The following is an 11,102-nucleotide window of genomic DNA, read 5'->3' on the forward strand; positions in this document are numbered from 1 at the left end:
GATCGCTGAACGACGCTGGATCCTTCTCACCTCGAGTCCGCTATTCGCCGCGAAACTCCGGATCGCGGTCCTCGAGACGCGCCTCGAACCCCTCTCGGTAGTCGTGGGTGTCGTCGAGTTCGTCTACCAACCGGCGTTCGTACTCCAGTCCCCGATCGAGCGGCATCTCGAGGGCGGCGTTGAGCGCCCGCTTCGCATTGCGCAGGCCCAGCGGCGCGTTCTCGCAGCGGTCGTCGGCGAACGCCTTCGTGCGCTCGTCGACAACCTCGGTGTCGACGACCTCGTGGACCAGCCCCATGTCGGCGGCGTCCTCCGGATCGACGAACTCCCCGGTGAGGACGATCTCCTTGGCCTTCGAGAGCCCTACGAGACGCGGCAGGCACTGGGTGCCGCCCGCGTGCGGGAAGGTCCCGAGTTGCACCTCGAGCAGACCGTACTTAGCCTCGCGGCCGATGACCCGGAAGTCACAGGGCAGCGTGAGTTCGAACGCCCCCGCGGGCGCGGCGCGTTTGATCCCGGCGACGACCGGCTGCCGAAGTTCCTCGATGGTCTCGAGGACCTCGGGGAAAACGTCGCGATCGATCTCGGCGTCGGGTTCGACCCGGTCGCGCATCATCTTTAGTCAGCGAGGAAACCCCGCCCCTTGGGACGGGGAGGAATCACGTACGCTCTGTTCCACAGCCGGCCGACTCCCCTACAGGAACGATACTATTATAAATGTTGGATAATATACATGAAGTATGGCGGAGGTCCGTCGTACAGTCGTCGTCAAACTCGACGTAGACGACAGCGACGCGACTCTCCTCCACGAAACCGTTGAGGAGTATCTGTGGGCGTGCAACTACGTCGTCCGAGATGCGTGGAAGGACGACTACAAACCCACCTCCAAGACGAAACTTCACGAACGGACGTACTCGGCCGTGCGCAACGAGACGAGACTTCAAGCGAATCTCGTACAGTCGGCTCGGAACAAGGCTGCCGAAGCCATCAAGGGCGTCGTCGCTCGCTGGAAGGCCGGAAAGAGGGCGTCGCAACCACACTTCACGACGCCCTCTGTTCGCTACGACAAGCGAAGCGCCACGTTCCACGACGACTACGTTTCGCTCTCGACGGTCAACGGGCGCGTCGAAGCCGACTACGTCCTTCCGCCGGAAGGCGAGAATCCGCACACGACGTATCTCCGCAACGACGACTACGAAGTGACGGGGGCGACGTTACAGTACCGCGACGCGACGGACACCTTTTATCTCCACATCGGAACGAAGGCCGACATGGAGTCCGAGATACCGGACGAAAGCGACACCGAGCACAGCACAGTCCTCGGTGTCGACCTCGGTATCGAACAACTCGCCGTCACGTCGACCGGGATGTTTTGGAACGGTGCCTACCTGAACCACCGACGCCGGGAGTACGAGCGGATTCGCGGCAACCTGCAACAGACGGGTACTGAATCGGCCCACCGAACCATCGACCAGATGGACGACCGCGAAACGCGGTGGGTCGAAGACTACCTACATCGTCTCTCGAAGGCTCTCGTCCAAGAAGCTATCGTGCACGATTGCGACACCATCGCGTTCGAGGAACTAACGGACATCCGCGACCGGATGCCCGGCGCAAAGAAGTTCCACGCATGGGCGTTCCGACGCCTGTATGACTACGTAGCGTACAAGGCAAAGGCCGAAGGGATCGAAGCGACGCAAATCGACCCGGCGTACACGAGCCAGCGGTGCTCGCAGTGTGGAACGACGCTTCGGGAGAATCGACGGTCGCAAGCGGAGTTCTGTTGCCAGAAGTGTGGATACGAAGCGAATGCGGACTACAACGCAGCGAAGAACATCGGGTTCAAGATGCTCCGTGCGGGGCAAAAGTCTCCGCATGGAGGGGCGACACGTCACCTCGCCCTGAAGTCGGGGACGTTGAACGTGAATGGCGAGTATTCGCCTGCCGAGTAGGTTCGGCCAGAGCGGGAGTCCACCGACAAGCTCCGCCCTTTAGGGCGGAGAAGGTGACCGCGTTGCGCTTGTCCGGACGGGAAAGGGAGACGTCCGCCCGAGTGCCGTTCCAGTCGATGGCCGCGAGTCCGCTGCCGACGGATTCCATGCTCGTGGTATCCAGTACCGCGCTCTTAACGGGAGGGCATTCCGAGAAATCGTTCGCGATCGGCTCATCCGCGATCCTCGGCGATCGGCTGCTCCGCGGTCGCCGCGGCTCAGCCCTCGAGGACTTCGTACGAGACGTCGGCGTCCCGGAGCGTGTCGGTGACGCGGCCGACCTCGTCGGTCGTGACGATCGCGGTCACCTCGAGGCCGCGTTCGGCACCCTCGGCGGCGGTTTCGCCGGCCGCGAACGGCACCGCGGGGTCCGCGCCGGCCTGTCGGCAGGCGACGACGGCCTCGACACCGGCGGTCACGACCAGATCGGCCGCCTCGCAGTGCTCGGCCACGAGGTCGGCGTCGACCGCCCGACTCCCACCGCTGCGGACTGCGGGCACCTGCAGGACGGTGACCGAACCCGGCTCTAAGTCCATCACGCCCTCGAAGCTCGTGACGCCGACGTCGGTGCCCGCCTCGGCGTCGGTCGTCGCAACGCCGGTCGCCGGCCCCTCGTCGCCGGGTTTCGCGTGGAGCAGTCCGTCCTCGACGAACAGCGTGACGGTGTCGCCCTCCGTGATGTCGTCGGTCGCGAGGTAGGCCGCCTCGCTCATCGCGTCTAAGACGTCGCCGGTCACGTGGTCGGCGAACCGGCGGATGTCGTCGGCGGTCCGGAACAGCCAGTCGACGCCTTCCGGCGTGACGCGGTACCGCGAGCGGCCTTCCTTCTCGACGAGGTCGTCGTCGACGAGTTCGCGGATGTACTCGCTGACGGCCTGACTCGTCACGCCGACTTCCTCGGCGATCTCACCCTGGCTGACGGCGGGCTGGCGCTCAGCGATCTGGACGAGGATCCGAAACCGCGTCGCGGCCCGCTTGTTGTCGAGGACGTCGACCATACACTGTCACTTTCGAGAGGACGACAAAAAGGGACGTGGTCGCCGACGCGTCTCGAGTCGATCGACTTGCCGGAGGACATCCGTGGTAACTGGTTGCGTTTCCGACGAAAGCTCGCACTCCCCCGACGACGACCGGTGATTCGATCGAGAAGACGAGGCGTCAAGTTGATAGCAGGCGCGTCCTTCAGTCAGGCATGACTATGCCGTCCGCAACCGCCGCGACCGAGGCAGCGTCGGTCGTCGGCTACGCTTTCGCCGGTTCGGCGACGTTCGTTCCCGGAACGGCAACTTCCGGGGGAATCACCCCATCGGATCTGTTGGCGTGGGCCGCGATCGGCGCGTTCATCGCGGCGTTGCTCCTCGCCTCCCAGGGGTACCGCGAACCGGCGCGCTACCTCGGCGTTGGGGCCTGGGTCGCCTTCGGCGTCTTCTGGGTGACGATGGTGCCCTACTACTACGGCGAGGCCCAGAGCCCGCTCAAGACGATCCTGGGACTGCTCGCCTTGCCGCTGTGTCTCTACACCGGCTACCTCCTCTGGGCGGGACGGGACTCGCTGTTGATCCTCACGAAGGCCGTCGCCTGCATGGGGCTGATCTACCTGCCGGTCGAGACGATCCCGTTCGTCAAGACGTTGCTGATCGAGACGACCGCGGCCCAGACTCACTTCGGGATGGAACTGCTCGGCTACAGCCCCGGCCTGATCGAGGGCAGCAACGGCTACGTGAGCAAGTTCGGCTTCGATCCGAACGAGACCGTGACCGGCCGGACGACCTATATCGTCCTCGCCTGTACCGGTATCGGGAGCATGGCCATCTTCGGCGGGCTGGTCGCCGCCGTCAAGGCGCCGCTGAAGCGAAAGGCCGCCGCCTTCGCGCTGGCCGTCGGCGTGATCTGGTTCCTCAACCTCGTGCGCAACGTCTTCATCGGCCTCGCCTCGCCGTGGGGCTGGTTCCAGCAGGACTGGCTCGTCTCGTTCATGACGACCTACATGGGCGCCGAGGCCAGCCGCGTCTCCTTCCTCGTCGCGCACAACTACATCGCCCAGTCGCTGTCGATCGTCGCCCTCGTCGGGATCACCTACCTCGTCGTCAAGATCCTTCCCGAGATCCTGCGGCCCCTCGAGGAGGCCCTGTTCGTCCTTACGGGCACCGAGTACGACCTCTTCGAGGCGCTGGCGCCGGAGAAGACCCCCGCCCGAACGGACGGCGGTCCCAACGGGGAACCGTCCGATTCCACCCGGGAACAGACTGATTCCGGCCGAGAGCGATAACGTCTCCAGTGCCCGACGTCGACCTTCCCGTTTCGCCGATCGAACGCGCCCTCTCCGTCCCCGCAGCCGACGCGCTCGTCGTCGCCGACGTCCACCTCGGCCGCGCCGCCGACTCGAGCGTCGATGCGCCGATCGACGACGGCGGCGACGTTCGGGACCGTCTCGCGTCCCTCCTCGAGCGCACCGACCCCGCGACGGTCGTTGTCGCCGGCGATCTGCTCCACTCCTTCGGGCGACTCCCCCACGGCGTCGAGCGCGACCTCGAGGCCCTCGAGGACTGCGTCGCCGACGCCGGCGCCGACCTCGTCGTCACGCCCGGCAACCACGACGCGATGCTCGAGTCGGCCTTCGACGGCGAACGGACCCCCGAGTACCGCCTCGCGGACGGCGAGACGGTCGTCTGTCACGGCCACGAACGCCCCGAAACGGAGGCCTCGCGGTATATCATCGGCCACGACCATCCCGCCCTCTCCGTCGACGGCCGAAAGCTGCCGTGCTTCCTCTACGGGCCCGACGCCTACGAAGGCGCGGACGTCATCGTCTGCCCCGCGTTCACGACGCTGGCGGCGGGCGCGACCGTCAACGGAATGCGCGCCCGCGACTTCCAGTCGCCGCTGGTCGCCGACGCCGACCGGTTCCACCCCGCCGTTTGGGACGACTCGAGCGGCGAGCCGCTGTGGTTCCCGCCGCTGGGCGAGTGTCGCCGGCTGCTGTAGCTGGCTGGGGTGACCGGCGGGAGACGAAATTGTGCGACGCGCGCCCGTGACGACCTCGTCAGGCCGCGACGAGAACGACCGCGACGACCGCGAGTCCCAGTCCGAGGACGTTCGTCGTCGCCAGTTGAGCGTCGAAGTAGAGGACGCCGACGATCGCCGGAATGACGAAGTAGAGCGCGGAGATCGCCGACACGATCGCCATGTTGCCGTGGGTAAGCGCGGCGTAGAAGCTGATCGTCGCGACGGCCAGCAGGACGCCAGACAGCAGCGCGAACCCGACGTCCGTCCGCGTCCCGACGACGGGACGACGGGTCACGAGGACGTAGCCGCCGACAACGGCGAGACTCGCCACGTAGGACAGCAACACCGCGTTGACGGGCGAGAGCGACCGCGTCGCGACGCCGGCCGATACCGCCCAGCCGCCGTACAGGAGCAATGCGCCGAGTGCGAGGACAATCGCTACGTTGGTCATAGCCCAAGGCGCGCCTTCATCGACAAAAGCGTCCCGCTCTCGAGAATAATTCCCGATAGAGACATATTATCCGAGTGACGGACGTTATCCGGAGAGGTCCTTGAGCACCGCACGTGCAGCCTCCCGACCGCTTCGCATCGCGCCCTGAATCGACGACCAACGGGTGTAGTCGCCGGCCAGGTAGACCGAACCCGACGGCTCCCGCGGGTCCGGCAGTCCATCGTGGATCCCCGGCGGCTGGTCGAACTGCGCGAACGGCACCCGCTCGGTGTGCAGCGGCTCGAGGTCGCCGAACTGCTGGTCCGGATACCACGACTCGAGCGCGTTCCGTGTCCGTGCGGCCAGTTCCGCGTTGCGCTCCTCGGGGTCGCGACCGTCGTCGCTTTCGCTCGAAGATTCGAGGCGCACGCCGTCTCCCGAGGTCCCGAGATCCTCGCCCTCGAGATATGTCGCGCTGATCAGCGCTTCCCCGTCGGGCGCGTACTCCGGCGCGACCGCGCTGTGTGGGACGACGTGGTTCGGGCCGTCGTCGTCGACCGCGTTGAGCAGGAGTCGCCTCCCCGTCTCGAGGTCCGCGCCGCTCGGCAGCGCGTAGTACTGGGTGACACAGCCCCGCGCGTCGGTCGGGATCGACTCGAGACCGGTTAGGTCGCATGCGGCCGGCGGATCGGTCGCAACGACGACGGCGTCGACCTCGCCGTTCATGCCGTCGGCCAACTGGACGGTTGCGGAGTCGCCCTCGCTCGAGACCGACTCGACCTCGCGGCCGGTCTCGACGCCCCCGCCGACCTCGCGCACGCGATCGGCGAGTTGCGTTGGGATCGCTTCCATCCCCGCGGCGGGGACCGCGGCGCCGCCGGCCGCCAGCGTCCGAAACGTGTACTCGAAGACGCGACGCGAGGTCGACAGCGAGCGGTCGAGGGTGATCCCCCCGTAGAAGGGTGCGACGACGGTCTCGACGAACCCGTCCGAAAAGCCGCGCTCGCGGAGGTAGCGCTCGATCGACCGATCCGCGCCGCGGTCGGCGTCGAAGAGCCGGTCCGGATTGGTTCGACGCAACTCCAACCAGAGCCGGGCGACGCGGAGCCGGTCGCCCAGCGTGATATCGGGGTTGCGCAGCGTCGCGGGGAGCGCCGCCGGTGCGCTGCGCGGGTCCGCGAGGACCGTTTGGCGTCCCGGGTGCGCGATCGTCGCGCCGGACGTGAACCGGCGCAGGTCCAGTGCCTCGAGATCGAGCTCCCGTCGGACGGCGGGATAGGCCGGAAACAGCACCTGGAAGCCCCGATCGAACCGATAGCCGTCGCGCTCGAGCGTCCGGACGCGACCGCCGACGGTCTCGCGGCGCTCGAGCAGCGTCGCGTCGAGACCGCCGCCGGCGAGGTGCCTGGCGGCGACGAGACCGGCGAGGCCGCCGCCGACGACGAGGACGCGCGGTGTCGATGTCATGACCGATCGTTCGGCAACCGGTTACTAAGCCGTGGGGCCAAACGACTGCGGCGACGGCGATCGATCGCCGTCGGTCGCGTCGCCGACCGCCGCGGCCATCACTCGCAAGGACACGCGTTAACTTTCGTTTCGGAGTTCGTGACTTCGCATGGGAGATAATGACAACCACCGGGCGGCGGGAGAGTCTGACACCCAAGCGCGGGCGAAACTGGACTTCACCCGAGACGTGTCGCGGCGGCGAGCGATACAAATCGGCGGGTTAGCCGTCTTCGGCATGGCCGGGACGGCGGAGGCGTTCGACCCCGAGAAGTTCGACGTGGCGCCCCTCGAGAGCGTGCAGGAAGTCGAGGTCGAGGAACAGGGACTCGAGTACTTCACGATCCAGCAGGCGCGGGTCGTCCACGACCTGACGGCGCGGATCTATCCCTCAGACGACAACGGTCCGGGGGCGCCCGAAGCGGGCGTCGTCTACTTCATCGATCGGCAGATGAACTCGGCGTGGGGCCGCGGCGAGCGGTGGTACATGCAGGCTCCGTTCGCCGGGAAGAACCCGACCGATCCGTTCGAGGACGACCCGGAGGAGCCGGAAGACGTCGATCCGGAGGCGGAAGTCCCGTGGGCGGAGACGAACCCCTCGGAGACCCAGGGCTGGCAGTACGCGCTGACGCCGAACGAGGCGTACGATCAGGGCATCAACGCCGTCGAAGAGTACGTCCGGTCGGAGTCCGACGCGGATTCGTTTACGGACCTGAACGGCGACCGGCAGGACGCAGTGGTCGCCGCGCTCGAGGAGGACGCGGTCGACACGTTCGATGACACCGACATCGACGCCGGCGGATTCTTCCTCTTGCTTCGACAGAACACCTTGGAGGGGATGTTCAGCGATCCGATGTACGGCGGCAACCGGGAGATGATCGGCTGGCGGCTGAAGGGGTTCCCCGGGACGCCCGGCGCGCTCGGCAGCTACCGAGGCCTGCTCCAGGAGGGGGAGTACATCGAACTCAAGGAGGACGACTTCCGGAAGCTGGCCGACGACGTCGAGTCGCTCGGGATCGGCGATGAGAACCAGCAGCCGGCGAACGACCAGAGCGAGGAGGGACACGCCCACGTCCACGACGCCGCCGAGGCGGACTATCCGAACGTCGTCGACAAGGCGGCGGCCCGCGGGGACGCCGATCGAGAGGTCACGCCGATGAGTCTCGACGACGGTGACGGCGACGCGGACGACGGGGGTGATCGGTGATGGTCCAGCAGCTCGATCCCGTCGACGTGGTGACCATCGGCGCGGGCTGGACCGGCGGCATCGTCGCCAAGGAACTCACCCAGAACGACTATCAGGTCGTGAGCCTGGAGCGGGGCGGCGAACGCGAGACGGAGAACTTCTTCACGGTCCACGACGAGCTGGGGTACGCGCTTCGATACAAGCTGATGCAGGACCTCTCGAAGGAGACGATCACCTTCAGAAATTCGGTCGACGAACCCGCGCTGCCGATGCGCCGGTACGGCGCGTTCCTCCCCGGCTCGGGCGAGGGCGGCGCGGGCGTCCACTGGAACGGCCAGACCTGGCGCTTCCTCCCCTACGACTTCGAAATCGAGTCGCGGACGATCGACGAGTACGGCGAAGAGAAGATCCCCGAGAACATGCAGCTGCAGGACTGGGGGATCAGTTACGAGGAACTCGAGCCCTACTACGACACCTTCGAGTACACCGCCGGCATCGCGGGCCAAGCGGGGAACATCGAGGGAGAGGTTCAGGACCTGGGCAACCCCTACGAGGGACCGCGCTCGCGGGAGTACCCCCTCCCGCCGATGATGGAGACCCCGGTCCTCGAGCGGTTCAAGGAAACGACCGCGGAACTCGGCTACGAACCGTTTCAGGCACCATCGGCCAACCTCACGGAACAGTACACGAATCCGGACGGCGTCCAGCAGGGGCAGTGTCAGTACTGCGGCTACTGCGAGCGCTTCGGCTGCGAGTGGGGCGCGAAGGCCTCGCCGATCACCACCGTCTTGCCCGCCGCACAGGAGACTGGGAACTACGAACTGCGGACTCACTCCGACGTGGTGGAACTGCTGTACAACGAGGACGCACAGGAGGTCGAGGGCGTCCGGTACGTCGATCGGAAGACGGGTCAGGTGTACGAACAGCCGGCCGACGTCGTCGCGCTGACCGCTTACGTGCTGAACAACGTCCGGCTCCTGTTGCTGTCGGACATCGGCGAGCCGTACGATCCCGAAACCGGCGAGGGAACCGTCGGGAAGAACTACTGTTACCAGAACTTCCAGGCGAGCGCCCGCGGGTTCTTCGACGACGAGGAGTGGAACCTCTACATGGGCGCCGGCGCGTTGGGCGCGTCGATCGACGACTTCAACGGCGACAACTTCGATCACTCGGACCTGGACTTCCTCCACGGCGGGAACATCTCCCTGAATCAGACCGGCGACCGACCGATCGCCAACAACCCGGTCCCCGAGGGAACTCCCTCTTGGGGATCGGAGTTCAAGGCGCAGAGCATCGACAACTACCACAGTTCGGTCTCGATCGCCGCGCAGGGCTCGGTGCTCCCCTTCCGGGAGAACTACCTCGATCTCGATCCCAACTACACCGATCAGTACGGCCGACCGCTCCTTCGGATGACCTTCGACTGGCGCGAGCAGGACCGGAACCTGGTCGAGTACATCGGGCCCTACCTCGAGGAGATCATGGATGAGATGGGCGCCGATACGATCGACGCGAACACCAGTCTGGAGGGGAGCTTCGACATCACGCCCTACCAGTCCACCCACAACACGGGCGGCGCGATCATGGGGTCCGATCCCGCGGAGTCGGTCGTGAACAACTACCTGCAGTGCTGGGACGCGAGCAACCTCTTCATCCCCGGCGCCTCCGCCTTCGCGCACAACAGCGGCTACAACCCGACCGGCACTGTCGGCGCGCTGGCGTTCCGCGCAGCCGAGGGAATCCAGGAGTATCTGGACGAACCGGAGCAGCTAGCGGCTCCCGAGTCGTAGCCGGGCGACGCAGCGTTCGGCGCCGCTTTTTTCGTTGCGATCGCTCGAGGCCGCGGCTCGAGTCGCGCCCGTTCGCCGTCCCGACTTGCCGACTTGCCGACTCGACGGTTCGCGCCCGCCGCTCGGACTCAGACGCCGAAGACGAACCGCATCGCGAGGCCGATGAGGATCACGACGATCCCCGAAATCGTCGCGATGGGCGGAATGGGGATCAATAGGAGCACGATGCCGAGGAGGATGACGCCCGTCGATAGTTTGACCATACGAACGAGTTGCTGCCACGACAGGTATCGGTATGGCTGGCATCCCCAGCGCCACTAAAAGCGTCGCGACCGTCTCGGACCCGACCGGTCAGCGAGCAGCCACGAATAAGCGGCCGCGGTCCGTGGGTTCCGTATGGTCGACGCATCCATCACTCCGATCGACCGCGGGACGATCACCGCCGACAGCAACAACATCGTCGAGGGCTTTTCCCTGGGATCGGCCGCCGATCCGAACCCCGAGACGGTGATGGCCGACGGCCCCGTCTACAACGTCGTCATCGATCACCCCGAGGCGACGATCCTCTGGGACACCGGCTCCCACCCCGACGCCGCCGACGGCCACTGGCCCGAGGAACTCTACGCCGCCTTCGAACACAGCGGCCTGCGACCGCTCGAGGACGACCTCGCGGACGCGGGCTACGACGTCGACGACGTCGACGCGGTGATCCAGACGCACCTTCACCTCGATCACGCGGGCGGGCTCTACGCCTTCGAGGGAACCGACGTACCGATCTACGTCCACGAGCGCGAACTGAAGTACGCCTACTACAGCGCCAAGACCGACGCGGGCGACGAGGCCTACGTCGCCGGCGACTTCGACCGCGACCTGAACTGGAAGATCGTCCATGGCGACCGCGAACAACACTTCGCGGACCTCGAGTTCGTCCGCCTCCCCGGTCACACGCCGGGGTTGCTCGGTCTCATCCTCGAACTCGAGGACGCCGGGACTGTCGTCCTCGCGGGCGATCAGGCCTATACGCGAGCGAACTACCACGACGAGCGACCGATGGGCGGCCAACTGCTCTGGAGTAAACGCCACTGGCTCGAGAGCCTGCGGACCGTCCAGGAGATCGAACGCCGCCGCGACGCGACCGTGATCTGCGGCCACGACGGCGATGACCTCGAGACGCTTCGCGGATTGTAAGAACGAAA

10 protein-coding genes and 1 pseudogene are annotated in these 11,102 nt (G+C 66.3%); 6 read left to right on the plus strand and 5 right to left on the minus strand.

The genetic code is table 11. From position 1 onward, the window contains the following. Positions 1–40: 40 nt before the first annotated feature. A pseudogene (locus tag EH209_RS12715) lies at positions 41–622 on the minus strand (enoyl-CoA hydratase/isomerase family protein); the annotation flags it as partial. Positions 623–740: 118 nt separating this feature from the next. On the opposite strand from EH209_RS12715, the gene EH209_RS12720 reads away from it, so the two are divergent. Beyond that, complete coding sequence (locus EH209_RS12720) at positions 741–1,952, plus strand: RNA-guided endonuclease InsQ/TnpB family protein (RefSeq protein ID WP_126663247.1); 1,212 nt, start codon at positions 741–743, stop codon at positions 1,950–1,952. A gap of 257 nt (positions 1,953–2,209) precedes the next feature. Here the strand turns inward: EH209_RS12720 and EH209_RS12730 are convergent, their stop codons facing one another. Continuing rightward, the gene (locus EH209_RS12730) at positions 2,210–2,989 is read right to left on the minus strand and encodes a DUF7839 domain-containing protein (protein WP_126663248.1); all 780 of its coding nucleotides are present in this window, start codon (positions 2,987–2,989) and stop codon (positions 2,210–2,212) included. 200 nt (positions 2,990–3,189) lie between these two features. On the opposite strand from EH209_RS12730, the gene artA reads away from it, so the two are divergent. Further along, positions 3,190–4,260 (plus strand): archaeosortase A, encoded by a 1,071-nt coding sequence (gene artA, locus EH209_RS12735; RefSeq protein ID WP_126663598.1) that lies wholly within the window; start codon positions 3,190–3,192, stop codon positions 4,258–4,260. Positions 4,261–4,268: 8 nt separating this feature from the next. Continuing rightward, positions 4,269–4,976 (plus strand): metallophosphoesterase, encoded by a 708-nt coding sequence (locus EH209_RS12740; RefSeq protein ID WP_126663249.1) that lies wholly within the window; start codon positions 4,269–4,271, stop codon positions 4,974–4,976. Between the two features lie 58 nt (positions 4,977–5,034). Here the strand turns inward: EH209_RS12740 and EH209_RS12745 are convergent, their stop codons facing one another. Beyond that, on the minus strand, positions 5,035–5,448 hold the full coding sequence (locus EH209_RS12745) for an EamA family transporter (RefSeq protein WP_126663250.1): 414 nt from the start codon (positions 5,446–5,448) through the stop codon (positions 5,035–5,037). An 84-nt stretch (positions 5,449–5,532) separates the two neighbouring features. Beyond that, positions 5,533–6,894, minus strand: coding sequence for an NAD(P)/FAD-dependent oxidoreductase (locus EH209_RS12750; RefSeq protein ID WP_126663251.1), 1,362 nt, complete (start codon positions 6,892–6,894; stop codon positions 5,533–5,535). A 148-nt stretch (positions 6,895–7,042) separates the two neighbouring features. Between EH209_RS12750 and EH209_RS12755 the strand changes: the two genes are divergently transcribed. Both EH209_RS12755 and EH209_RS12760 read left to right on the plus strand, forming a co-directional pair. Beyond that, positions 7,043–8,137 (plus strand): gluconate 2-dehydrogenase subunit 3 family protein, encoded by a 1,095-nt coding sequence (locus EH209_RS12755; RefSeq protein WP_249038793.1) that lies wholly within the window; start codon positions 7,043–7,045, stop codon positions 8,135–8,137. Beyond that, positions 8,137–9,906 carry a GMC family oxidoreductase gene (locus EH209_RS12760; RefSeq protein ID WP_126663252.1) on the plus strand — a complete coding sequence of 590 codons (1,770 nt, stop codon included), beginning with the start codon at positions 8,137–8,139 and terminating at the stop codon, positions 9,904–9,906. Before EH209_RS12755 ends, EH209_RS12760 begins: the two co-directional genes overlap by 1 nt. Positions 9,907–10,034: 128 nt before the next feature. Here EH209_RS12760 and EH209_RS12765 read toward each other — a convergent pair whose 3' ends face one another. Then, entirely contained in the window at positions 10,035–10,169 is a 135-nt protein-coding gene (locus tag EH209_RS12765; protein ID WP_008896547.1) for a hypothetical protein, read from the minus strand. A gap of 133 nt (positions 10,170–10,302) precedes the next feature. Between EH209_RS12765 and EH209_RS12770 the strand changes: the two genes are divergently transcribed. Next, positions 10,303–11,094 (plus strand): N-acyl homoserine lactonase family protein, encoded by a 792-nt coding sequence (locus EH209_RS12770; protein WP_126663253.1) that lies wholly within the window; start codon positions 10,303–10,305, stop codon positions 11,092–11,094. The last annotated feature ends 8 nt before the right edge of the window (positions 11,095–11,102 follow it).

It is taken from the genome of Haloterrigena salifodinae (assembly GCF_003977755.1).
Classification (GTDB): Archaea; Halobacteriota; Halobacteria; order Halobacteriales; family Natrialbaceae; genus Haloterrigena; species Haloterrigena salifodinae.

Bases quoted from the DNA above. Each gene is read 5' to 3' on its own strand.
- EH209_RS12765 (WP_008896547.1), bottom strand. From the start codon at position 10,169: ATGGTCAAACTATCGACGGGCGTCATCCTCCTCGGCATCGTGCTCCTA.
- EH209_RS12760 (WP_126663252.1), top strand. From the start codon at position 8,137: ATGGTCCAGCAGCTCGATCCCGTCGACGTGGTGACCATCGGCGCGGGC.
- EH209_RS12730 (WP_126663248.1), bottom strand. From the start codon at position 2,989: ATGGTCGACGTCCTCGACAACAAGCGGGCCGCGACGCGGTTTCGGATC.
- EH209_RS12745 (WP_126663250.1), bottom strand. From the start codon at position 5,448: ATGACCAACGTAGCGATTGTCCTCGCACTCGGCGCATTGCTCCTGTAC.
- EH209_RS12755 (WP_249038793.1), top strand. From the start codon at position 7,043: ATGGGAGATAATGACAACCACCGGGCGGCGGGAGAGTCTGACACCCAA.
- artA (WP_126663598.1), top strand. From the start codon at position 3,190: ATGCCGTCCGCAACCGCCGCGACCGAGGCAGCGTCGGTCGTCGGCTAC.
- EH209_RS12720 (WP_126663247.1), top strand. From the start codon at position 741: ATGGCGGAGGTCCGTCGTACAGTCGTCGTCAAACTCGACGTAGACGAC.
- EH209_RS12770 (WP_126663253.1), top strand. From the start codon at position 10,303: ATGGTCGACGCATCCATCACTCCGATCGACCGCGGGACGATCACCGCC.
- EH209_RS12750 (WP_126663251.1), bottom strand. From the start codon at position 6,894: ATGACATCGACACCGCGCGTCCTCGTCGTCGGCGGCGGCCTCGCCGGT.